At 71.4% G+C, this 22,554-nt stretch carries 25 protein-coding genes; 8 read left to right on the top strand and 17 right to left on the bottom strand.

The window, feature by feature from the left end:
• Nucleotides 1-52: 52 nt before the first annotated feature.
• The 5 genes from DGO_RS07185 to DGO_RS07205 all read left to right on the top strand — a co-directional run bounded on the left by DGO_RS07185 (nt 53) and on the right by DGO_RS07205 (nt 3,022).
• Nucleotides 53-604 (top strand): GNAT family N-acetyltransferase, encoded by a 552-nt coding sequence (locus DGO_RS07185; RefSeq protein ID WP_050920713.1) that lies wholly within the window; start codon nt 53-55, stop codon nt 602-604.
• A gap of 184 nt (nt 605-788) precedes the next feature.
• On the top strand, nt 789-1,853 hold the full coding sequence (locus DGO_RS07190) for an SGNH/GDSL hydrolase family protein (RefSeq protein ID WP_014684821.1): 1,065 nt from the start codon (nt 789-791) through the stop codon (nt 1,851-1,853).
• Between the two features lie 48 nt (nt 1,854-1,901).
• Nucleotides 1,902-2,402, top strand: coding sequence for a DUF1999 domain-containing protein (locus DGO_RS07195; protein ID WP_014684822.1), 501 nt, complete (start codon nt 1,902-1,904; stop codon nt 2,400-2,402).
• Between the two features lie 61 nt (nt 2,403-2,463).
• Nucleotides 2,464-2,691: a heavy-metal-associated domain-containing protein gene (locus DGO_RS07200; protein ID WP_043801517.1), complete on the top strand. Its 228-nt coding sequence runs from the start codon at nt 2,464-2,466 to the stop codon at nt 2,689-2,691.
• A 1-nt stretch (nt 2,692) separates the two neighbouring features.
• Nucleotides 2,693-3,022, top strand: a complete 330-nt coding sequence (locus DGO_RS07205; RefSeq protein WP_014684824.1) for a DUF503 domain-containing protein — start codon at nt 2,693-2,695, stop codon at nt 3,020-3,022.
• 61 nt (nt 3,023-3,083) lie between these two features.
• Here DGO_RS07205 and lepB read toward each other — a convergent pair whose 3' ends face one another.
• A complete protein-coding gene (lepB, locus tag DGO_RS07210) occupies nt 3,084-3,863 on the bottom strand; it encodes a signal peptidase I (protein ID WP_014684825.1) in 780 nt (259 codons plus the stop codon).
• A gap of 167 nt (nt 3,864-4,030) precedes the next feature.
• On the opposite strand from lepB, the gene lysS reads away from it, so the two are divergent.
• The gene (gene lysS / locus DGO_RS07215) at nt 4,031-5,197 is read left to right on the top strand and encodes a homocitrate synthase (protein WP_014684826.1); all 1,167 of its coding nucleotides are present in this window, start codon (nt 4,031-4,033) and stop codon (nt 5,195-5,197) included.
• Nucleotides 5,198-5,264: 67 nt separating this feature from the next.
• On the opposite strand, the gene DGO_RS07220 is transcribed toward lysS, so the two are convergent.
• The 3 genes from DGO_RS07220 to DGO_RS07230 form a co-directional block, all read right to left on the bottom strand.
• Nucleotides 5,265-6,311: an aldo/keto reductase gene (locus DGO_RS07220; protein ID WP_043801518.1), complete on the bottom strand. Its 1,047-nt coding sequence runs from the start codon at nt 6,309-6,311 to the stop codon at nt 5,265-5,267.
• A gap of 236 nt (nt 6,312-6,547) precedes the next feature.
• Entirely contained in the window at nt 6,548-8,104 is a 1,557-nt protein-coding gene (gene bshC, locus DGO_RS07225; RefSeq protein WP_014684828.1) for a bacillithiol biosynthesis cysteine-adding enzyme BshC, read from the bottom strand.
• Between the two features lie 90 nt (nt 8,105-8,194).
• On the bottom strand, nt 8,195-8,872 hold the full coding sequence (locus DGO_RS07230; protein WP_014684829.1) for a Crp/Fnr family transcriptional regulator: 678 nt from the start codon (nt 8,870-8,872) through the stop codon (nt 8,195-8,197).
• A gap of 89 nt (nt 8,873-8,961) precedes the next feature.
• Between DGO_RS07230 and DGO_RS07235 the strand changes: the two genes are divergently transcribed.
• The gene (locus DGO_RS07235; protein WP_014684830.1) at nt 8,962-9,708 is read left to right on the top strand and encodes a WecB/TagA/CpsF family glycosyltransferase; all 747 of its coding nucleotides are present in this window, start codon (nt 8,962-8,964) and stop codon (nt 9,706-9,708) included.
• Between the two features lie 94 nt (nt 9,709-9,802).
• On the opposite strand, the gene DGO_RS07240 is transcribed toward DGO_RS07235, so the two are convergent.
• Together DGO_RS07240 and DGO_RS07245 are read right to left on the bottom strand one after the other, a co-directional pair.
• Nucleotides 9,803-11,104, bottom strand: coding sequence for an aminotransferase family protein (locus DGO_RS07240; protein ID WP_014684831.1), 1,302 nt, complete (start codon nt 11,102-11,104; stop codon nt 9,803-9,805).
• A gap of 44 nt (nt 11,105-11,148) precedes the next feature.
• Nucleotides 11,149-11,649 carry a DinB family protein gene (locus DGO_RS07245; protein ID WP_043801520.1) on the bottom strand — a complete coding sequence of 167 codons (501 nt, stop codon included), beginning with the start codon at nt 11,647-11,649 and terminating at the stop codon, nt 11,149-11,151.
• Between the two features lie 51 nt (nt 11,650-11,700).
• Between DGO_RS07245 and DGO_RS07250 the strand changes: the two genes are divergently transcribed.
• A complete protein-coding gene (locus DGO_RS07250) occupies nt 11,701-12,042 on the top strand; it encodes a DUF4180 domain-containing protein (protein ID WP_014684833.1) in 342 nt (113 codons plus the stop codon).
• A 27-nt stretch (nt 12,043-12,069) separates the two neighbouring features.
• Here the strand turns inward: DGO_RS07250 and DGO_RS07255 are convergent, their stop codons facing one another.
• The 11 genes from DGO_RS07255 to DGO_RS07305 form a co-directional block, all read right to left on the bottom strand.
• Entirely contained in the window at nt 12,070-13,629 is a 1,560-nt protein-coding gene (locus DGO_RS07255; protein WP_014684834.1) for an L-glutamate gamma-semialdehyde dehydrogenase, read from the bottom strand.
• An 84-nt stretch (nt 13,630-13,713) separates the two neighbouring features.
• The gene (locus DGO_RS07260) at nt 13,714-14,676 is read right to left on the bottom strand and encodes an ROK family protein (protein WP_050920714.1); all 963 of its coding nucleotides are present in this window, start codon (nt 14,674-14,676) and stop codon (nt 13,714-13,716) included.
• A 196-nt stretch (nt 14,677-14,872) separates the two neighbouring features.
• Nucleotides 14,873-15,238 carry a hypothetical protein gene (locus DGO_RS23205; protein ID WP_145975269.1) on the bottom strand — a complete coding sequence of 122 codons (366 nt, stop codon included), beginning with the start codon at nt 15,236-15,238 and terminating at the stop codon, nt 14,873-14,875.
• 240 nt (nt 15,239-15,478) lie between these two features.
• Complete coding sequence (locus tag DGO_RS07270; protein WP_014684837.1) at nt 15,479-15,799, bottom strand: hypothetical protein; 321 nt, start codon at nt 15,797-15,799, stop codon at nt 15,479-15,481.
• Between the two features lie 35 nt (nt 15,800-15,834).
• The gene (locus DGO_RS07275; RefSeq protein WP_043801521.1) at nt 15,835-17,346 is read right to left on the bottom strand and encodes a DUF4127 family protein; all 1,512 of its coding nucleotides are present in this window, start codon (nt 17,344-17,346) and stop codon (nt 15,835-15,837) included.
• 6 nt (nt 17,347-17,352) lie between these two features.
• Complete coding sequence (locus DGO_RS07280; RefSeq protein WP_014684839.1) at nt 17,353-18,120, bottom strand: alpha/beta hydrolase family protein; 768 nt, start codon at nt 18,118-18,120, stop codon at nt 17,353-17,355.
• Nucleotides 18,117-18,614, bottom strand: a complete 498-nt coding sequence (locus DGO_RS07285) for a histidine phosphatase family protein (RefSeq protein WP_050920715.1) — start codon at nt 18,612-18,614, stop codon at nt 18,117-18,119. Before DGO_RS07285 ends, DGO_RS07280 begins: the two co-directional genes overlap by 4 nt.
• A 29-nt stretch (nt 18,615-18,643) precedes the next feature.
• Complete coding sequence (locus tag DGO_RS07290; RefSeq protein ID WP_014684840.1) at nt 18,644-20,029, bottom strand: FAD-dependent oxidoreductase; 1,386 nt, start codon at nt 20,027-20,029, stop codon at nt 18,644-18,646.
• Nucleotides 20,026-20,529 (bottom strand): NUDIX domain-containing protein, encoded by a 504-nt coding sequence (locus DGO_RS07295; protein ID WP_050920716.1) that lies wholly within the window; start codon nt 20,527-20,529, stop codon nt 20,026-20,028. The genes DGO_RS07290 and DGO_RS07295 overlap by 4 nt, the downstream gene beginning before the upstream one ends.
• Nucleotides 20,526-21,467, bottom strand: a complete 942-nt coding sequence (locus DGO_RS07300; RefSeq protein ID WP_050920717.1) for a carbohydrate ABC transporter permease — start codon at nt 21,465-21,467, stop codon at nt 20,526-20,528. Before DGO_RS07300 ends, DGO_RS07295 begins: the two co-directional genes overlap by 4 nt.
• Nucleotides 21,468-21,569: 102 nt before the next feature.
• Nucleotides 21,570-22,502: a carbohydrate ABC transporter permease gene (locus DGO_RS07305; protein WP_014684842.1), complete on the bottom strand. Its 933-nt coding sequence runs from the start codon at nt 22,500-22,502 to the stop codon at nt 21,570-21,572.
• Between the last annotated feature and the right edge of the window lie 52 nt (nt 22,503-22,554).

A 22,554-nucleotide genomic window follows, 5' to 3' on the forward strand; every position in this document is an offset into this window, starting at 1 on the left:
CAGGAGGCGCGGCCCTGTGCCGGGGGCGGCGCGATGCTCTACCTTGCGGCCCATGCCTCAAGTGCGCCCTGCCCGTCACGACGACCTGCCCGCCATCCTGGAGATCTACAACGGCGCGGTCTTGCACACCACCGCCAGCTACGACCTCGAACCCGTGACGCTGGAGTCGCGCCAGGAGTGGTTCGGGCAGAAGGAGGCGGGCGGCTGGCCGGTCCTGGTGGCCGAGGAGGCGGGCGAGGTCGTGGGCTTCGCGACCTTCGGGCCTTTCCGGGGCAAGGCGGGCTTCGACGGCACCGCCGAACACAGCGTCTACATCCGCGAGGGCGTGCGCGGCGGCGGCCTGGGCACGGCCCTGATGGCCCCCCTGATCGCCGAGGCGCGGCGCATGGGCCTGCATGTGCTGGTGGGCGGCATAGACGCCGAGAACGCCGGCAGCCTGCGCTTTCATGGGCGCTTCGGGTTCGTGCCGGTGGCGCACATGCCCCAGGTCGGGCGTAAGTTCGGCCGCTGGCTCGATCTGGTGTTCGTGCAGCTCATTCTGGATGAGGAAAAGAGCGAAGGAGGCGCTGCTCCGCACGGACCGGCGCAGACGGGCGCCAGATAGCCCTGGCCCGCGCAGAAGACGGGTCGGGGTAAGGTGACGGGTCAGCCGGTCCTCACCGATCTTTCATCCTGAGTGGCTGGAGGCCGGATTTGGTACGGAACGGGGTGAGGGGGCAGGGTATGCTCGGCGCACATGAACGGCCGGTGATCCACAGCCCGTTCCCTGTTTTCTGGAGGCCTGAGACATGAAACGGACCCTGGCGACCCTCCTTCTGCTTCTCGGTGCCTGCGCGCCCGCCCCGACCCAGGGCAGCCGCGCAGACGCCACGCCTTTCACCCGCTACGTGGCGATGGGGGACAGCATCACGGCCGGATTCCAGTCGGGCGGGCTGACGGCCGAGTCGCAGCGGGCCTCCTACGCGCGCCTGCTGGGGCAGCGTGGCGGCCTAGACATCCCCATGCCCGAGGTGAACGACCCCGGCTGCCCGCCGCCGGTCGGCGTCCAGGGCACCAGGAACTGCACGCTGCGCACGCCCGGCGTGGTGTCGCCCGTGGTCGCCGTGCCCGGCGCGAAGGTGGCCGACGTCCTGGAAAGCACCGACACCCAGGTCAAGGACCCCGACCCGCAGCTCTACGACGCCGACCTCTACCGCGTCATCCTGGGACATGAGACCACCCAGATCGAGGCCGCGCTGGCCCGCCGCCCCCTGTTCGTGACGCTGTGGATCGGCAACAACGACGTGCTGCTGCCCACCCTGCGCGGCGACCCCAGCCGGTCCACCCCGCTGGCCGACTTCCGGCAGGCCTACGCCACGCTGCTCGACCGCCTGCTGAGCGGCGGCGTCGAGCACCTCGTGGTGATGACCATTCCGGACGTGACCCGGGTGCCTGCCCTGATTCCGGTGCGGCTGCTGCGGCTGGCCGGCGTGGTGGACCAGAGCTGCCAGGGCAAGGAAGTGTATTTCGGCAGCGCGGTGATCGCGGGGGCCAGCCGCGAGAAGCCGCTGTCCTGCACCTCGCCCAGCGCCCTCACGGCGGCGGAATACACGCAGGCCCAGCAGATCGTGGAGGGCTACAACGGCGTCATCCGTGAGCTGGCCGCGGCCAACGGGGTCCCCGTGTTCGATGTCAACCCGGTCCTCGACAGCCTGCCGGGTCGCCCGCTGATTCCCACGGCGGCGGCGCCCTTCGGGCGGTCGTTCAGCCTCGACGGGGTTCACCCCAGTTCCTTCGCGCACCAGCGGTTCGCCCAGCGCCTCGCCGTGTTCTTCAACGAACAGTTCGGCACGGACCTGAACACGCGGCCCTGACCAGCGCGGCGCTCGCCCCGGCCCCCCGGCGCTTGCTAGCCTGCGGCCATGTTGCGCTTCCGTACCCTGACCGAACACGACTATGACGCGCTCGCGGCGCTGGACCTCGCCGCGCAGCGGGCGCTGGACCCGGCCTTCGACACCCTGCCGGACCGCGAGCGCGAGAGCCGCCTGAGCACCAGCCTGCCTGCCCTGAAGTTCTACGAACGCAGCGAGCATTCCTTCGTGGCCGACGGCGAGGGCGGGCTGCGCGGCTTCGTGTTCGCCCAGAGCGTGTGGCAGGGCGACCGGCCCCTGGTGTTCGTGCGCACTCTGGCCCTGGCCCCCGGCCTGACCCCCGAACTCGTGGACGAGGCGGCGCGCGGCCTGTTGCACGCCGTGGTCAAGAGCGCCTATGACACGGCCGTCTACGAGATTCACCTGCCCCTGACCGCCGAACTGGCAAACGCCGCCCGCGCCGAAGAGGCCCGTGTGGTGGGGCAGTACGGCGTCGTACACCTGGGCACGCGCGCGCAGACCGCGCCGGGCGAGCGCCTGCGCCCCGAATAGGCGGCCGAAAAGCGGCGGGATTCGCTCTGGCACGGGGGGCGCGGGGCCTATACTGCCCCCCATGACCACTCCTCCCTCCCCCCGTCCCACCCGCGTGCTGCTCGGGGTGCGCGGCATGAACCGCGAGGCCGGCGAGCGGGTGTCGGCCGCGCTTCTGGCCCTGCCCGGCGTGAGCCGCGCCACCCCCGACGACGGCCAGATCGAAGTGCATTACGACCCCTCGCAGCACACGGTCATGGACCTCGTGCGGGCCGTGCGCTCGCAGGGGTTCCTGGCGGGGATGCTCTAGGGTGGCGCTCGGGTATGTGGGTGTCCTGACCGTTCGGGTCGAGATGCCCTGGGTCAGCAACCTCAAAGAGAAGCGCGCCATCGTGCGCCCGGTCGTCGAGCGGCTCAAGGTGCGCTTTCCCCTGACGGTCGCCCGCCTCGACGGTCTGGACGCCCACGACTGGGAAGTCATCGGCGTGGCGACCCTGAGTAACGACTACGGCTGGGTCGAGGAAACCCTGCGCATGGCCGCCGACTACATCGCGGCCGAGGGCGAGTACCGCGTGACCGAGGAGAGCGTGGAGATCACCGTGCTCGGTGAGGGCGACGATCCCGAGGAAGAAGAGGACTGACAGCGCGGAGCACGGGAAAGCGGCGGCCGGGAATGTGTCCCGGCCGCCGCTTTCCCGTGCCTTATCGGCCGCTGGGAGCCGGAATGGCGCTGAAGCCCTCAGGGCGGTTCAGGACGCGCCAGTTCAGGACATTGGGGCCGCTGAGTTCCGCGACCGTCTCGTTGGCGCAGTCGTACTTGGCGTTGGCCTTGCGCATGATGGGCCACACGACAGCCGCCGCGCGCCCGGCGATGTCGCGCAGCTCGACGGGGCCGAACATGCGCGAGTCCTCGCTGCCGTTCTCGGTACGGTTGTCGCCCATCACGAAGTAGTGGCCGGCCGGCACGGTGATCTCCTGCGCGGGCTGCACCACCCCGGCGCGGCCGGAGGCGGCGTTGTTGGCGAGGTCGCTCTGGGTGTCCCAGCAGCCCTGCTCGCGCCAGTAGTCGGTGGTCCAGCTCGAATCGAGGCGCGTGCCGTTCACCGTGACCTCGCCGCCCTGAATACTGATGCGGTCGCCGGGCAGCCCGATCAGACGCTTGATGAGGAAGGGCCGGTAGTTCCACAGGCCCAGGAAGTTGCGGTTGAGGTTGGGCAGCTCGGTCACGGCGCTGCTCGGCGGCTTGAAGATCACGATGTCGCCCCGGCTGAAATTGCCGACGCCCGCCTTGTGCAGCCAGGTCTCGTACTTGGGTACGAACACCCGTTCGCGGTTGCGCAGGTTGGGCATCATGCTGTTGCCGTCCACGCCGACCAGCGTCGCCAGAAACTGGGTGATGACCACCGCGAAGACGATGGGTTCGAGCAGTTCCTTCCACAGCTTCTGAAGAGGGCCGGGGGCCGCTTTGCTAAGTCGCGTCATGCACCGCAGAGCATAGCGGATCGGGGGGGTGACGCCGTGTCCCGCCCGCTGCACGGGTCGCTGCCACCCCACACCCCGACCATTCACGTGAATTACATTTGAAAAGAATTACACGCTTTTCCTTGACATTTATCAGGCGGTGCGACACACTGCGGGTCGAGGCTGACATGACTGACGTACCTGCACCGCTGCTCCCGGCCCGCTCCTGGGCGATCATCGACTCCACCCTGCGGGAGGGCGAGCAGTTCGCGCGCGGCAACTTCAAGACCGGCGACAAGATCGAGATCGCCCGCGCGCTCGACAGTTTCGGGGTCGAGTTCATCGAGGTGACCACCCCGATGGTCAGCGCCCAGACCCAGGCCGACATCCGGCAGCTCACCGGCCTGGGGCTCAAGTCCAAGTTCCTGACCCACGTGCGCTGTCACATGGACGACGTGCAGCGCGCCGTGGATACCGGCGTGGACGGCCTGGACCTGCTGTTCGGGACCAGCAGCTTCCTGCGCGAGTTCAGCCACGGCAAGAGCATCAACCAGATCGTGGACACGGCGCAGGGCGTCATCGGCTGGATCAAGGAGAACCGCCCTGACCTCCAGATCCGTTTCTCGGCCGAGGACACCTTCCGCTCGGAGGAGGCCGACCTGATGGCCGTGTACCGCGCCGTATCGGACATGGGGGTTCACCGCGTGGGTCTGGCCGATACGGTGGGGGTCGCCACGCCCCGGCAGGTCTACACGCTGGTGCGCGAGGTCCGCAAGGTGATCCACGCCGACTGCGGCATCGAGTTCCACGGCCACAACGACACCGGCTGCGCGGTGAGCAACGCCTACGAGGCCATCGAGGCGGGGGCGACCCACATCGACACGACCATCCTGGGGATCGGTGAGCGCAACGGCATCACGCCGCTGGGGGGCTTCCTGGCGCGGATGTTCACCTTCGATCCGCAGGGCCTCATCGACAAGTACAACCTCGACCTGCTGCCCGAACTCGACCGCATGATCGCCCGGATGGTGGACCTGCCGATTCCCTGGAACAACTACCTGACCGGCGAGTTCGCCTACAACCACAAGGCCGGCATGCACCTCAAGGCGATCTATCTCAACCCCGGCGCCTACGAGGCGATTCCGCCCGGCGTGTTCGGGGTGGGCCGGCGCATCCAGGCGGGCAGCAAGGTGACGGGCAAGCACGCCATCGCCTACAAGGCCCGCGAGATGGGCCTGCACTACGGCGAGGACGCCCTGCGCCGCGTCACCGACCACATCAAGGCGCTGGGCGAGAATGGCGACCTCGACGACGCGCACCTCGAACAGGTGCTGCGTGAGTGGGTCAGCGCGTAGAACGGAAACAGGAGAAAACGGAAGGCGGGGGCACGGGCCTGCGCCTTCTGCCTTGGGCCGCCCGAACTCAGCCGCCCGTCTGCTGCTCGTCCCAGTTCCGGACCCCGGCCCCGCCGAAGACGGCCCGGCGGATCTGCGGGGTGTGCAGGCTGGGGGGCGGGGCGCCCGCCTCGTCCAGCCTGCGGCGCTGCTCTCCGCTCAGGGGCAGGTCCAGCGCGGCGAGGTGGTCCCCGAGCTGCTCGGGGCGGCTGGCCCCCACGATGGGCGCGGTCACGCCCGGTTGCCCCGAGAGCCATGCCAGCGCGACCTGCGCGGGCGGGCGGCCCACCTCGGCGGCGACCGAGCGCAGCGTGTCCAGCACCGCCCAGTTGGCGTCCGTGAACTTACTGTCGCCGAAGGGGTTGGGCCCGCTGAGCCGGCCCTCGCCGCGCTCCTCGCGGGTGTACTTGCCGGTCAGGAAGCCGGCGGCCAGCGGGCTCCAGGGCGTGAGGCCCAGCCCGAAGTGCCGCGCGGCGGTCACGTGCTCGCGTTCGGGGCCGCGCTCGACGAGCGAGTATTCGAGTTGCAGGGCGACCGGCCCCGGTCCGCCGTGGACCTGCGCGAGGGTGGCGGCCTGCGCGGCGTACCACGCGGGCACGTTCGAGAACCCGAAGTACCGGATGTCCCCCGCGCGCACGAGGTCGCCCAGGGTCTGGAGGACTTCCTCGACCGGCGTGACCATGTCCCAGTGGTGCAGCCAGTACAGGTCCACGAAATCGGTGCCCAGGCGCCGCAGCGAGCCCTCCAGCGCCCGGCGGATGTTCTTGCGGCTGTTGCCGCCGGTGGTCGGCACGCCCGGCACGGCGTTCCAGGTGAACTTGGTGGCGACCACCACCTGGTCGCGCAGCCCGCGCTCGGCGATCAACTGGCCCAGCGTTTCCTCGCTGCGGCCCTTGGCATAGGTGTCGGCCGTGTCGAAGAAGTTGCCGCCCGCGTCCACATATGCGCCGAAGATGGCCCGCGCCTCCTCGTCGGAGGCGCCCCAGCGCGGCGCGCCGAAGGTCATGGTGCCCAGGCACAGGGGAGTCACGATCAGTCCAGAGCGGCCCAGCGTGCGGAAGTCGGTGAGGGGCATGGGGGCCTTATAGCGTTCGGCGCGGAGGCTCGCCGTCTGTCTTGTGACCGAATGGGCTGGTCAGGCGGTGTAGTAGAGGGCGGCGAGATTCCCAGAGCTGTCCGCTTTGTCCCAGCCGAGAGAAGGAACAGATCGGGTTCCGGGCAGGCCATGAAGGGGGAGCCGCTGTCAGGCGGACTGGCGCTTCTCCGGGCAGACTACAGGACAGTCAACGGTCAGGGGTGGGCCAGCCGGCTTCAGGGAATCTCGACGCTGCCCGACCAGTCCGGCTCCAGCGCCAGCAGCAGCCGCAGCGGCGTATCGCCGTGCTTGAGCAGGTAGGTCAGGAAGTTCATCTCGCGTTCCTGGGGCACGCCGTTGGGCAGCAGGTGCTTTTGCAGGCGAGTCAGCTGCCCGCTGCGGTCGTTTTCGGCCCGCGCCAGGGCGGCGGCGGCGAGGTTCTGAAGGTGTGCCACGCGGCCCACGGTGCGGCTGCGGGTACGCTCGGCGGCGCCGACCAGGGTGGGGTCCAGCGCGGCGATTTCGCCGGTCAGGGCGTCCAGCTCGCGCGTCAGGGTGTCCAGGCGTGCGGCGCTCAGGGCCGCCGCGCCGCGTTCGCGGGCCAGGGCACGGCCCAGCACGCCCGCCGGGTCGGCCTGCACTTCGGCCGCGCTGGCCCCCAGACGGGCGAGCAGCCGCGTGACGTTGGGTTCCAGCCACGTCACGCTCAGGCGCGGCCACAGCAGGGGCTGTTGCAGGCCGTGCAGGGCATAGACCTCGCGCAGCTGCGCCCCGTAGGCGATCTCGCCGGGGCCGACCACGAAGGCCAGCGTGGGCAGCAGCGCGTCCTGCACGGCCGGGCGCAGGCCCGCCGCCGGGGTCAGCCGTGTGGGGTCGGCGTCCAGCAGCGCGGTCAGGTCCTCCTGCGTATACGCGCGCGTCTCGCTGCGGAAAGTGCGGCCTTCCAGGCGCAGAAGCCGGCGCTGGCCGTCTTCCTCCTCGACGAAGAGGTTGGTGGCCCCGGCCGGGCGGCGCAGCTGCGGCGTGAAGCCCTGGGCCAGCAGCCGCTCGGCGGCGTCCTCAATACGTGCCGAGGACGCCAGGGGGTCGGCCAGCTCGCGTGCCAGCGCCGGCGCCATGAGCTGCGCGAGGGCCGGGTGCATCGGGTCGAGGACCAGCAGCCCCGCAGCCCCCAGCAGCCCATGGATCAGTCGGGCGAACACGTCGGCGTAGCTGCCGCCGGCCGCCACGGCTTTCTCGAAACGGGCGCGCACGCTGGCGACATGCTCGGCCGGGGCGTCGAAGGCGTCGAGCAGGGCGTGCACCTGCGCCGTCCACTCGGCGCGCCAGGGTACGCGGCCGACCGGCACGCCCGCCGGCACGTCGAGGGTCAGGCGGCGAAGCGTCTCCGAGAAGTCGAGCAGGGTGGTCGAAGCGACCTCTTCGGCGTCATGGTCCTGGCTGGCGACCCAGTACACCGCCACCACCGGGGCGTCCTCGGTGTCCAGCGAGCGGGCCAGCAGCGCGGCCCCGGCGCCTTTATGGACGCTGTAGGCCGGGCCGGTCAGCGCGCCCGCCTGCTGTCCGGTCACGACCACGCGCGACCCGGGGTGCGCGAGCCGCTCCAGGGCAGCCTCGGCGGCGCGGTCCAGGGTGCCCAGATCGCGGTGGTACGCGCGCAGCGCGGCGGCGAGTGCGGCGCGGTCCACGTCCGGCCGGGTCTCCCGCCGGGCCGTCTCCAAGTCGCCGGCCGCCAGCCGGAAAAAGTCGCCCATGCCGCCCCGCCGATATTCCGCTGCAATGTTCCGCGCCATCTGTTCTCCCCGCCCGCCCCCGCCTGTGCCGGACGCAGCGGGCCGTACCTTAGCGCATGTCCGGCGTGCGCGGCAGCGGGCCGTCCCGCCTCAGCGCATCGGCTCGCGCGCGGCGCGCTCCAGTCCCGTGCGGTCGGTCAGGATGATGCGCCGGTAGCCCAGGTCCAGCAGGCCGCGCGTGCGGAAATCGCCCAGCAGCTTGGTGATCGTCTCGCGCGTGCTGCCCACCACGTGGGCGAGGTCCTGGTGCGAGACACGCTCGCGCAGCGCGAGGGTCCCGCCGCTCCAGTCGTCCCCGCCCTCGCGCTCGGCGAGCCCCAGCAGGGCCAGGGCGAGGCGCTGCGAGACCTCCAGGAAGACCAGCCCCGAGAGCCGCTCCTGGACGCTGCGCGTCTGGCGGGTCATCTGTTCGGTCAGGGCGACCCCCAGCGCCGGGGTGCTGCGGGTCGCGCGCCCCAGGGCGTCCTGGCCGAGCAGCAGCGCCTCGGTGTCGTCCATCGCCTCGGCGTACATGCCGTAGTGCCCGCCCGGCACGAGCGCCGAGACGCCCAGCAGGTCGCCGGGGCCATGCACGTCGAGGGTGACCTCGCGCGCGTTGGCCCCCAGGCGGTAGAGCCGCGCCGAGCCGTGCAGGATCAGGAACAGGGTCTCGGCCCGGTCCTCGGGGTGGAACAGCAGTTCGCCCCGTGTCCAGCGTCCGACCCGGCCCGATGACGACAGGTGGGACTGCGCGTCCATAGGCAAAGCACTGAAGGCACCCGGCAACATGCCCGCAGTATGCCCTACGCGGCGCGGCGGCAACGGCGTACCCCCAGCGCGGCGGAGGCGTCCGGGGCGCGCGGTATAGTCCGGTCAGCATGACCGCTTCTTCCCCCCCGGCGCGGCTCTCCCTGTTCGACCTGCCCCTCGACGTCATCACGTTGCCGCAGACCCTCGACCGCCTGAGCGGGTGGATGTTCGCGGCCACGCGCGCGCCGCACACCGTCGTGACCCTGAACCCCGAATTCATCGTGCAGTCGCGCACGCAGCCCGAGTTCGTGCGGGCCATGCAGGACGCGGACCTCGTCACGGCCGACGGTGTGGGCATCGTATACGCGGCCCGGCAGCTCGCGGGGGTGGACGTGCCCCGTGCGCCGGGCTTCGACATCGTCAAGGGCCTGATGGAGCGCCACGGGGCCGACCTGCGGGTCTTCTTCCTGGGGGCCAAGCCGGGCGTGGCCGAGCAGGCCGCCCAGAACGCCGTGCGGGACTACGGTATCCAGGTGGCCGGCATCCACCACGGCTATTTCGGCACCGACGAAGACCAGCGCGTCGCGGAACTCGTGGGGGCGAGCGGCGCCCACCTGCTGCTGACCGCGATGGGTGCGGGCCGCCAGGAGATCTTCAACCAGTACTGGCGGCAGATCCTGAACACGCCGGTCGCCATTGGCTGCGGCGGGGTGATCGACGTACTGGCGGGCACGGCGCAGCTCGCCCCCGACTGGACGCGCAAGTTGGGCGTCGAGTGGGTCTGGCGCGTGGCGGGCGACCGCAAGCGCTGGAACCGCGCGCCCCGCCTCGCCCAGTTCGTGGGGATGGTGCAGGCGGAAAAACGGCGGAAATAGGAGACAGCGGACGGACGGGCCCGATCTGGAAACCGCGCGGTCAGGGGGGACCCGGGCTCTCCGGACCGGGGCGACGCCGAACTCGGGCCCCCGTTCAGTGGTCGCCCAGTGCCCTGTCCAGCAGCTCCAGCAGCTGCGCGACCTCGGCCTCCGAGATGCTCAGCGGCGGCCCCAGCAGCAGGTGGTCGCCGCGCACGCCGTCCAGCGCCCCGCTGCCGGGGTAGGTGAGCAGACCGAGCGATTTTGCCGCGCGGGCCACGCGCTCGGCCACGCCGGGGGCCGGGTACGCCTCGCCGGTCGCCGGGTCGCCCAGGACCAGCCCCAGCAGCAGGCCGTGGCCGCGCGCCTCCAGCACCTGGGGGTGCCGGGTCTGGAGGTCGCGCAGGCCGGTGAGGAGTTGTGCCCCGCGCACCCGCGCCGCCGCGACCAGCCCCTCGCGCTCCAGGATGTCCAGCACCGCGCCGCCCGCCGCCACGCTGACCGGGTGGCCCGCATACGTGAAGCCGTGCTTGAAGGCCCCCGAGCCGTCCATGACCGCCCCGTAGACCTCGGCGCTCGCCATCACGCCGGCCAGCGGGGCGTACCCGGCGGCCAGCCCCTTGCCCAGCACGACGAGGTCGGGGGTCGGGTCCTCCCGGTGCCCACTGTTCCCGGGCCACACGGCCAGCGGCGCCCCGCAGCGGCCCATGCCGCACATGATCTCGTCGGCGATGAACAGTACGCCGTACTCGCGGCAGATCTCGGCCACGCGGGCGTGGTAGCCGGGGTTCGGGGCCAGCGCCGCGTCCGAGGCCCCCACCACCGGCTCGCACAGGAAGGCGGCGACCGTCTCCGGCCCGGCCGCCTCCAGCACGGCGCGCAGGCGCTCGGCGTCGGCCTCGCCACTCAGGGACGGGTCGGGCCGGGCGAGCTTCGGCCAGGCCTCCTGCCGCATCAGCGGGGTGTACAGCTCACGCCGCGCGCCCATGCCCGAGGCCGCCAGCGCGCCCAGGCTGGCCCCGTGGTAGCTCGGCACGCGCGTCACGACCTTGTAGCGCCCCGGCTCGCCGCGCTCAACGTGGTACTGCCGCGCGAGCTTGATGGCGCTCTCGTTGGCCTCACTGCCGCCCGACACGGCCCACAGGCGGTGGCTGGGCAGGCCCAGAAACCGGGCGAGTCGCCCCGCGTACTCCTCGAGCACGTCGCTGGAAAACTGCGAGCCGTGCGCGAAGGCCAGCCGCCCCGCCTGCTCGGCCATCGCCCGCGCGACCTCGGCGCGGCCGTGCCCCACGTTCGCCACGAGCGCCCCCGAACTGCCGTCGAGGTAGCGCCGCCCCTCGTCGTCCCACAGGAACACCCCCTCGGCACGCACGGCAACGGGATACGGTTTGGCGGAACGGTAGAAGACGTTGGACATGGGGGCTCCAGGGAATCAGGGCGCGGCGGCGACCGGGGACCGGTCTACCAGGTGTCGCCGCCGCCGGGGGGGGGCCACGCGCCCAGGGCCTGACGCACCGTCACGACCTGCCCGAAATGGTGGGCGGTGTGCAGCGCGAAGTCGGCCAGCAGCTCACCGATGGTCTCCTCGTGGTTGACCGGGTTGGCGAGGTCGGGGCGCGCGGCGTGCGTATCGATGCGGGCGAGCAGTTCGTAGAAGTCGTTGCGGACGCGGCCCCAGTCGCCCGCGCCGACCTCCGGCCAGGTGTCGGCGGCGTGCGCGGGGTAGGGCAGCGCCTGGCCCATCTCGATGATGTCGAGCATCCAGCGGTTCCACCAGTTCACGTGCGCGACCAGCCCGGCCACGCTGTGCGGCAGGCCCTCCGGGCGCGCCGCCGCCTGCTCGTCGCTCAGGCCGCTCAGGGCCGCCTCGACCCCCACGAAGGCCTGCCCTCCCCGGAACAGCCGGGGCAGCAGCCGCGCGAAGGCCAGTTGGGACGCGAGTTGTCGGTCGGGATCGCTCATGGGAGGTAGTTTCGCAGACGGGCACGCGGGAGGGCGGGTAAGGTTCTCTTCATGCGGGACGTGGCGGCGGTGTCGGACCTGGGCGTGATCCTGCGGGCGGCGGCGGACATTCCCGGGCTGATCGGGGCGGCCTGGGGTCTGGAGGGCGTGCTGCTGCGGGAGGACGACCTCGTCCCGGCCTTCCTCGACCTGCGCACCGGGCTGCTGGGCGAGCTGTTCCAGAAGTGCGCGACCTACCGGCTGGCGGTGGCCTTCGTCGTCCCCGACCCGGCCGCCCACGGCGAGCGCTTCACCGAGCTGGCCCGCGAGCATGTCGCGCACCCCCAGATCCGCTTTTTCCGTGAGGAGGGGGCGGCGTGGGCGTGGCTGCGGGGGGAGGGCACGGCGAGGTAGGTCGCCTTTCCCTCGCCCACGCCACCCTCAGTACCGCTGCGCCACCGTCTTCGTCTGCAAAAACCAGAAGAGGTAGTCGGGGCCGCCCACCTTGGCGTTCGTGCCGCTCATGCCGTAGCCGCCGAAGGCGTGGGTGCCCGAGAGCGCTCCGGTGCACTTGCGGTTGAGGTACAGGTTGCCCACGTGTATGCGCCGCCGCGCCTCGGCCAGCTTGTGCGGGTCGCGGCTGTAGAAGGCGGCGGTCAGGCCGTACTCGCTGTCGTTCGCCAGTTCGATGGCGTGTTCCCAGTCGCGCGCCGGGGTGAAGCTCAGCACCGGCCCGAAGATCTCCTCGCGGAACAGAGGATCATCCGGCGTCACGTCGGCAAAGATGGTCGGTTCGACGAACGCCCCCTCGCCGCCGCCGCCCAGCACCAGGCGCGCGGTATCGCGGCCCCGGGCGATATACCCCCGGATGCGCTCGGCGCTCGCCGCATGGATGACCGGCCCCACGGCGGCGTTGTCCTCGGGGAGCCCGGGGCGCAGCTCGGCGGCGAGTTCGGTCACGCGGCGCAGCAGGCCGTCATAGACGCTCTGCTCGGCGATCACGCGGCTGCATGCGCTGCACTTCTGGCCCGCGTACCCGAAGGCCGACGCCACGATGCCCTGGGCGGCCGCCTCCAGGTCGGCGTCGGCGCACACCACCGTCGGGTCCTTGCCGCCCATCTCGGCCATCACGCGCTTGAGCCAGCGCTGACCGGGCTGCACCTTCGCCGCGCGCTCCATGATGCGGCAGCCGATCTCCTTGCTGCCGGTAAAGGCGACCATCCGCACGCCGGGGTGGTCCACCAGTGGGTCGCCCAGCACCTCGTCGCTGCCGGTCAGGAACTGCACGGCGCCCCGGGGCAGCCCCGCCTCGAACAGCAGTTCGATCATCAGCAGGCTGCTCAGCGGCGTCTCGGCCGCCGGTTTCCAGACCACCGTGTTGCCCGCCGCGAGGGCCCCCAAGGCCATGCCCAGCGGAATGGCGCTCGGGAAGTTCCAGGGGCTGATGACGGCCACCACGCCCAGCGGCTCGTACACGGTCGTGACGTGTTCGTCGGGCATCGGGTAGACCGCCTTCCCCTGTGCCCAGCGCATCGCCTCACGCGCGAAGACCTCGAAATGGTCCACCGACTCGGCGACCTCGCCGTCGGCCTCGGCCCAGTTCTTGGCGTTCTCCAGCGTCATGACGGCGTTGAATTCCAGTCGCCGGGCGCGCAGCAGCTCCGCCGCCCGCTTGAAGATGCTCGCCCGCTGGAAGGGGTCGGAAAAACGCCAGGTCTCGAAGGCCGCCTGCGCGCCCGCCACCGCCTGCCCGAGCTGCGCGGGGGTCGCGTTCTGGAAGTGCCACAGCGCCTCGCCGGGCACGGCCGGGTTGCACACGGCGAAGGTGCCGTTTCCCTGCGCCGGATCGCCGCCGATGAGCAGGTCGAAGGTGCGGCCCACGTACTGCTCCCGGACCTGTCTGAAGGCCGCGCGCTGCGCCTGCGCCACCTCCGCGCGGGCAAAATCGAAATACGGTTCGTGCTCGAACGGCAAGAACCCCGCCATCAGCGTGTCTGACATTGTTGCCTCCCTGGATGTGCCGCGAGGCTAACACGCCCGCCCGACCCTGCAAAGAGGCGCTGTCGGACGCCTTTTTTCGGCGTTTCAGGGCGTGAGTTCGGTCGCCGGACGGCCCCCTGCACCTGCCGTTTGTAAAGCTTCGCGCCCGGCCCACAGCGCGGCTCCGATCAGGCCGGCGTCGGCCCCCAGCTCGGCGTGGACGACCTCGGGCCGGTAGCGCTCCGGGAAGGCCGCGAGCGCGCCGCGTACCCGCGTGAGGTAGCCCGCCCGCAGGCCCACGCTGCCGCCCAGCGCCACCCGCGTCACGCCCAGCAGCGCGGCCACGTCGGCGATCTTCCAGGCGACCAGGGCCGCCGAGTGGGCGTAGGCGGCCTCGGCCTCCGGCGCTTCTCCGCCCTCGGCCGCGTCGCACAGGGCGCGGGCGTCGGGGTAGCCGGCCCGTCCGGCCTGGACCCCCAGGGCGGTGCCGCTCGTCTCGAATTCCAGCGGCCCCAGCGCGTAGGGCAGCCCCGGCACCGCGTGTCCGGGTTGCCACGCGGCCGGCACCGACACGAAGCCCAGCTCGGCGTCCAGGCCGTTGCCTGCCAGGTGCAACTGACCCCCCAGGACCAGCCCGCCGCCGACCCCGGTACTGACCGTCACGAACATGAATTCCTGCGTGCCCCGTCCCGCCCCGGCGGCGTATTCCCCCCAGGCGGCGGCGCGGGCGTCGTTCAGGGCGCGGGCGTTCAGGCCCAGTGCCGTGCCCAGGGTGTCTTGCAGCGCGATGTCGGTCCAGCCCGGAAAGGTATGGGTGGCCGTGGCCGTCACGCGCCCCCCGGCCACGGCGCCCGCGCAGGCGATGCCCAGCGCCCCGGCCCGCGCGGCGAGCGGGCTGGCGAGTTCGGCGGCGGCGGCGAGGACGGCCTCCGGCGTGGCCGGTCTGGGCGTGGAGGCCTGAAGACGCTCGGTGACGCGGCCCCCCTCGACGAGCGCGGCGCGCATGGAGGTGCCGCCGATGTCCAGCGCGAGGAGGGCGGTGGGGGAGACGAGATCGGCCGGGGTCATGCCCCCATTCTGAGGGCTCGCCGCCGCCTCCCCGGGCCGTTGCGTGGGCAGGGCTACTGGGGGAGACGGAATACCCGAACACCCGAGGGGACGGCGCAGGCCCGTCCCTGTCGCCCGCCACTTTCCTGGTCGCCTGACCGCTGTATGGGGCCGCCTGTACCGAAGCGTGGACGCGGCGACCCAGTCTGAATCCGTATTACTGGCAGGCGATCTGGACGGTCACGCCCCCGAGTTTGCGGCCGTTGCTGTCGGAAGACCAGGTGCGCTGCACGGTGACCGATCCGCCTTCGCTGAAGGTGAAGACCTGAAATCTGGAGCTTCCTGACGGCGACGCGCCCCCAGTGATCTTTTCTTCGATCAGGCGCTGATTTGCCACGCAGTTGTTCGCCTGATCCAGCGACAGAAGTTTCGAATAGACCCGGTAATCTCTGGCTGCCTGGACACCTGTGACCCGCTGCGCCAGATCACCGACGGCGCCGACATGGCCTGCGCTGCCTGCTAAGGCAAGAGCTGCCAGGAACTTGATAGAGGTGACGGCCTTCGAACGTGCAAAATTTCTCATGGCGAGAAGGTAAACAGCATTTCTGATATCCGACTGAAATCAGATTTGCTTGAGGAATGAGAATTCAATCAAAGCCCTACGGATTTTAATGAATCGAAACGATATTTGACGTAAGGCGATCCAGCTCATGGAGTGCGGACGACGATGCCTTTGCGTTCTGGCTACCAGCTTTGCAAATGCAGTCTTCCCCAGCTCTCTTCTGGAAGGTGGTCGAGACACTGCCGGATACGACCAGTCCGGTTACTCGGCCACGACCCGGCCGCCCCAGCCGACCACGAAATGCAGCCCCGCCTCGGCGTCGGCCGCCGCGCTCTGGCCGGACACCTTCAGGACCACGCGCCGGGTGCCCTCGTCCAGCGGGCCATGCCATGTCTGGGTGGGCCACAGGGGAGGCAGGACCACGCACGACTGGGCACAGACCACAGCGCCGCGCAGCACCGCGCCGCTGTGGTTGGCGACCTGCACGCCCCCGCCGGGCCCGGCCAGCATGGCGGCCCAGCCCCCCAGCGTCAGCAGGAAGAGGAGTCCGCTCGTGGGCCAGGGAGCAGCGCGTCGCCACATGTCCTCAGCATGACACCCCGAAGTTCAGCGCCGCGTCAGCCTTTTGGCGCAGCTTCTCTCACGTTCAGGGGAAAGACCCCCGTGAACAGTCGGGGCCAGGCCAGATGCGCTTCTCCGGTGTGCAGGGTCAGGCCGGTGGCAGCGAAGTGCGCGGACCACAGCGCCTCCAGCCGGGGAGTCAGGCGTGCGCGGAGTTCGCGCTCGGCGTCGGCCCGCGCCTCCCCCAGGTCGAAGGGGCTGGGGTGGCCCAGCGCGGCCCGCACCTCCGGCCGTACGAAGGCCTGGTACAGCGCGTCGTCCACCATCCGCCCGAACAGGGCCCCGGCGTGCCCGGCACGGTCGCGCACCAGCCCGGCCAGTGCCCCGAAGGCCACGGCCGACCCCAGGGTGTTGCCGGCCGTGTTCCAGGCCCCGTAGCCGGCCAGCCGGGCCAGCGGCAGCGCCTGGAGCAGCCCCCACAGCCGCCGCTCGGCCCCGTTGGGGTAGGCGATGTCGGCGAGGCTCACGGCCCGGCCTGCGTCCAGGTCGACGCGCACGGCGTCCACGAAGGCGGGGAGGTGTCGCCAGGGCGTATCCACCGTGGCGAGGTCGGGCTGCACGTTCGCCTGCCGCTGCCCCGGGGTGTTCACCGCCAGCACGAAGTCGGCCTCCCCCACGCTGTCGGCGGGCACGCACCCGGCGGCGCGCAGGTGCGCGCGGATCAGCTCGCCCGCCGGCCGGTCCTCGTAGATCATCCCGGCCGAGGCCCCCAGCGTGCCGCTGTAGCGCACCCAGGCCCGCGCGGGCGGCAGCCCGTGCCGGACGGCCCGCGTGACCAGGGCGCAGGGCACCTCGTCCGCGCCGGGGTAGGTATCGAAGCGCGCCCAGACCCCCAGCGCGTCGGCGCGCGCCTCCAGCAGCCGGCGGTCGTAGGCGGCCAGCCCGTACTCGGAGGTGTCGTCCAGTGTCAGGCATAGGTGCTCCAGCGTGCCCGCCGCGAGCAGGTCCAGCGCCGCGAGGTGCAGCGCCCGGTTGCGCTCCCGCGTGCCCACCCAGTCGGCCAGGATGTCCGGCGGGACGGCCCGGCGCGCGTCGTCGAGGGCCGCGCGTTCGGCCTCGCCGTGGCGGGCGTGGCGGTCGAAGGCCGTGCTGTAGGCGCGCAGCTCGTGGCCCCACTCGCCGTAGTAGGGCTTCTCCTCGTGCGGGTCGTTGTCGTGGGCCACCCGCACGACCACCCCGAATGTGTAGATGCGCAGGGCCGGGTGCCGCGCCTTCAGTTCGCGCAGCAACTCCAGCCGCGCCAGGGCCGTGTCCAGCGGGTCGTCCACCCGCCGCGCCGGAATCATGCCGCCCAGGCACAGGGTTTCCAGGCACACGACCAGGGCGTCGGCCCCGGCGGCCTCGGTCCGCAGCCAGTCGCCCAGCGCGGCCGGATCGCCGGGCGTGAAAAAGTCCGGCAGCGCCCGTGCGGGGGGCACGCGCACCTCGGCGCCGGTCATGCGGGCCAGGGCGGCGGGCAGCTCCAGCGTGGGCGGGCGGGTGTCGGGCGGAACGAGCAGCAGGCGCATCGGCCGTTATTCTGCCCGCAGGAAGGCCATCGCCGCGTCGCGCATGTGGCGGCTGGTGTAGTGACCCACGCCCGCGAAGGTGGCCGCCGTGAAGGCCTGGGGGCACCCGGCCGCCGCGTAGGCCGCCCCGAGTGCCGCCGCCGTGGGCGCGTGGTGGGCGGCGAGCGGGAAGGTCGGGTCGCTGTCACCGCTCGCCAGCAGCAGGGGCGTGGGGGGCAGCCCGGCGGCGTGGGTGTTGGGCCGGTGCGCCTCCAGGAAGGCGCGCAGCTCGGGGCGCTCCACCTCCGGCTCCTTCCACACGCCCGAGGTGATGAGGGCCGCCGCGCGGCGCAGCCCCCCCAGGTGCGCGAGCGTGAGCACCACGTAGCCCCCCATGCTCGACCCCACGGCGTCTACGGGCAGCGGCCCGAAGGCTTCGTCCAGCGCGGCGCGCAGGGCCGGGGCCTCGGCCACCGTACGGCGCACGCTTTCCCAGACGTACTCACGGGCGTTCAGGCCGGGTGGGGTGTCGGCCTGCCGCTCGCCGTGCAGGGCGCTGTCGGGCAGCACCACGCCCACCCCCGCCGCCGTGAGGGCCGCGTACACGCCGAGCTTGCCCTCCTTGTTGGCCCAGGCACCGTGGTACACCACGCACAGGCCGCGCAGGGGCTGGCCCTCCGGCGGCAGTTCCAGCAGGCAGGGAACGCCGGCCAGCACACGGCGCTCGACGCGGTAGGGGTGGCCGTCCGCCATCGGCGTGGCGTGTGGGTCGGCAGGGTTGAAGGGGCGGGTCATGGGTCCAGTCTGAAGGGTGGGCGGCCGTCCGGCGCGAGCACCCATATGTCCGGCGAGCGCAGGGCCGCCCAGCCGCCGTAGTCCAGCCCCAGCGCCAGCGCCAGCAGGTTGCCGTGCGTGACGACCAGCGTGATGCCGCCTGGGTCGCGGGCCTCGTCCAGCGCGGCCAGGATGCGGGTGCGGGCGCCGTGGCCCGATTCGCCGCCCGGAAACCGCAGCCCCGGCCACCCGAAGCTCAGGCGCAGGGCCGCGCGCCAGAAGGGCAGGTCAGGGCCACTCAGCACGCGCTCGGTCAGGCGCGGGTCGGTGCGCAGGTCCAGGCCCAGGGCGCGGGCCACCGGCCGGGCGGTCGCGGCGGCGCGTGCCCACGCGCTGCTCACGGCGCGGGTCAGGCCCAGGCCCGCCAGCCGGGTCGCCAGAACCTGCGCGGCCTGCTCGCCTTCCGGGGTCAGCGCCGCGCCCGGGGCCTGACCGGTCGCCCGCGCGTGGCGCACGAGGACCAGGGTGCCGGGTGGGAGCGGCGTCAGAGGTGGCCTCCCCGGCGGCGCAGTTCGTCTTGCAGGGCCGCCACGTCCACCGCGCGCACGTCGCCTCTCCCGGAGGGTGGGGCGGCCTGGGCGGCCCACGCCGCCGCGATGCCGGCCGCCTCGCCCATGCTGTGGCAGTTCTGCTGCACGCGAATCGCCGACTGCGCCTCGAAGGTGCTGCTCGCCGCGCGCCCCGGCACGAGCAGGTTGCTCGCCCCCTGGGGCACCAGGGCGCGGTAGGGGATGTCGTGCCAGGCGTCGGGCGCGAAGTACGGCGCGCTGCCCTCGCGCTCGTGCAGCAGCCGCGCGCCGCCCCGGACGCTGTGGATGTCCACCGGGTAGTGGTTGCGGCAGATGGCGTCCGGGAATTTCACGCAGTCGAGCAGGTCCGTGACCGTCAGCGTGTAATCCCCCACGATGCGCCGCGAGTCGCGCACGCCCACCATCGGCGCGACCACGCCCAGGTACGCGTCCCCGCAGCCGGGCAGGAAGCGGCGGCAGAAGGCCAGCAGCCGCGTGATGGCCGCCCGGCCGTCGGTCTGCGCCGTCGAGAGCTGCCAGGGGTCGGTGGCGTCGTTCAGGTCGGCGCGGATGCGCGGGCAGTTGAACGACAGCTCGCCCGGCCGCCCCGGTACGCTGAAGCCCTGGAAATAGTCGCCGTCGCGCTCCTCCAGCACGCCCGCCGTCACCGCCTCCCGGAACAGGCCTTCCAGGCTGGACTTGCGCCCCCACACCATCCAGAAGTGCAGGAAGTCGGGCGAGTCCTGCCATTGGCCGTGCGCGTTCAGGAAGTCGCGCAGCCGCCCCACGTCCACCCCCGCGAGCGTGAAGCGCAGACTCATGGCCTGATGCACGCCGTCCTCGTCGCCGGCCTGGAAGGGCACGCCCGCGAGCGCGGCCACGTCGGCGTCGCCCGTAGCATCAATGAACACGGCGGCGCGCAGGGCCTGGAGGCCGCCCTTGTTGTGGACGACCAGGGCGCCGATGTGCCCTCCATCCATCAGCGGCTGCACGACCTGGGTGTGGTAGAGCACCTCGCCGCCGGCCTCTTGCAGGAGCTCTTCGAGTACGAATTTCAGGCCCTCGGGGTTGAACCAGTTGTCGTTGCCGCCCGCGTCGGTCGCGCCGTCGCCGCGCGCCCGCAGCCGGGCCTTGAGTTCGTCGGTCAGGCCCCGGTTGAGGTTCTGGCCGCCCGACACGTTGCGCATGAGCGGCGTGACCCAGGCGTTCGTGCCGGTGCCGCCCAGGCTGCCCTGCGCCTCGACGACGAGCACCCGCGCCCCCGTCCTGGCCGCCGCGATGCCTGCAACTGCCCCGGCGGTGCCGCCCCCCGCGACGATCACGTCCCAGGTGCGCGGGTCGCTGCGGTAGGGGAGGGTCATGCCGGCTCCCGCAGGTAAAAGGCGAGTGCTCCCTGCGTCAGCCAGTCGAAGTCGTCGGGCTGCGTCAGGAAGCGCGCCCGCAGGTCGGCCAGCGGCAACCAGACGTGCCCACCCGCCGCGTCTCCCTGCGCCGTGAGTGTTCCCTCGGTCTGGACGCGGAAGAAGAAGCCCACGCTGTCCACCGGGCCCCGGGTCGTCTGGTACACGAACGAGGGTGAGAGGCACTCCACGTCGGCGCGTTCCCCCCGGTGGGTCCGGTGCCGCACGTCGTCCAGTAAGGCGGTGACGGTCAGGCCGGTCTCCTCGCGCACCTCCCGCTTCAGGGCGTCGAGGATGCCCTCGTAGGGGTCGAGCTGACCACCCGGAAACTCCAGGCGGCGGGGCTCGCCCGCCTTCTCGCGCCGCTGGAGCAGGAGTTCGCGGCCCTCCGGCCCTTCCCGCTCGATGATGGCCCGCGCGTTGACATAGAACTTCTGTTTTGCGGCGAACAGGCCCCTCACCCCTTCACCGCCCCCTCCAGCCCCTTCATGAAGTACTTCTGCCCGAAGGCGAACACGATCAGGATAGGGACGACCGTGATCACCGCGCCCGCCATCACCGCGCGGCTGTTGGTCGAGAAGGTGCCCGAGAGTTCGAGGAGCCCGGCCGAGAGCGGCATCAGGTTCTTGTCGGGCAGCATGATGCGCGCCCACAGAAAGCTGTTCCAGTACGCCACGAATTCCAGGATCGAGAAGGCGACGATGGTCGGCAGCGCCAGCGGCAGCATGATGCGCCGCCAGATGGTCAGCTCGCCCGCGCCGTCGATGCGCGCGGCCTCGATGAGTTCCTGGGGCACGCCCAGGTACGCCTGCCGCAGCAGGAACAGCCCCACGATGCTGGCGATGCCCGGCAGCACCACCGCGAAGTACTGCCGCAGGGCGTCGAGCACCGGGTGGGTCTGTTGCAGCAGCCCGAGCTTGATGGTCGTGATGTAGTTGACGATCAATCCCGCCTCGTTGGGCAGCACCATCAGGGCCAGGATCGCGTAGAAGATCAGGTCGCGGCCCGGAAAGCGCATCTTGGCGAGCGGGTAGGCCGCCAGGGTCGCCAGCGTGACGGTCAGCGACACCCCCAGCGTGCAGATGATCAGGCTGTTGAGGATCAGGCGCCAGAAGGGTACGGTCGTGCCGCTCAGCACCTCGGCGTAGTTGCGCAGGCTGAGGCTGGCGGGCAGCAGCTTGGCCTGATAGATGTTGCCGCTCGACTCCAGGCTGGTGATGAAGGTCCAGTAGAAGGGGTAGAGCATGATCAGGGCGATCACGATGAGTACCGCGTAGGCCAGCAGGTTGGCGAGGCGGTCGCGCCGGTTCTTGCGCGCCTTGAGCTGCGCGGCGGCGCGGGCGTGCGCCTGGGTGGGGGCGGGGGTTCCGGAGACGGTGTCGAAGAGGCTGGACTTCATTCCTGGCCTTCCATGGCAAGCACGGGGGAGCCGCCCAGTCCGTCCGGCCCGCCAGTGGCTGCCCGCTCCGCCCGGAAAGACGGTGTGGCTGTTTTTTGCCATTTACGCATCGGCCCTTCCCCCCCGCGTCAGCTTGAAGTTCAGCAGGCCGAACAGGATGCTGATGACCGCGATGATCAGCCCGGCGGCGGCGGCCAGCCCGTAGCGGAAGTCCTGGAAGGCCCGCGAGTAGGTGTAGAACAGCGCCGAGTAGGTGCTGCCGGCCGGGCCGCCCTGGGTCATCACGTAGATTTCCTCGAACACCTTGATGGCGCTGATGGTCGAGAGCAGGCTGCACACCAGGATGGTCGGCCGCAGCCCCGGCAGCGTGATGTTCCAGAAGACCTGCGTGCGGGTCGCGCCGTCGATCACGGCCGCCTCCTCCAGCTCAGGGGCGATGCTCTGAAGCCCGGCGAGGTACAGCACCATGTAGTAGCCGATGCCCTTCCAGAGCGTCACGAACATCACGGCGTACAGGGCGGTCGCCGGGTTGTTCAGCAGGCTGCCGCCCCGGTGCAGCCCCAGCGCGCCCAGTACGGCGTTCACCGGCCCCTCCTGCTGATACATCCACGACCAGATCAGGCCCACGACCGCGAAGCTCGTGACCACCGGCACGTAGTACGCCGTGCGGAAAAACCCGATGCCCTTCATCGGCCGGTTGACCAGCAGCGCCACCAGGATGCTCAGCACCTGGATGACCGGCACCACCAGGATGTATTTCAGGCTGTTGCGCAGCCCCGACCAGAACTGCTCGTCGCGCAGCAGCTCGCGGAAATTGTCCAGCCCCACCCACTCGGGCGGGCTGATGATGTTGTACCGGGCGAAGGCCAGATACGTCCCGAAGATCACCGGCCAGGTGTGGTACAGCACCAGCAGCGCCAGGAAGGGCAGCAGAAAGGCGTAGGCGATCAGCGTGTTGCGCGCACTGCGCCGCGCGCCCGAGGCGCCCGCACGGTGCTGATCGCGGCGTGAGGCACGCCGGGACGATGTGGTCATGCCCGGCAGTCTAGAGCGCCCGGGGCCGGGGGCGGGGCCGGACGTGAGCGCC

The organism is Deinococcus gobiensis I-0 (genome assembly GCF_000252445.1).
Lineage (GTDB): Bacteria > Deinococcota > Deinococci > Deinococcales > Deinococcaceae > Deinococcus > Deinococcus gobiensis.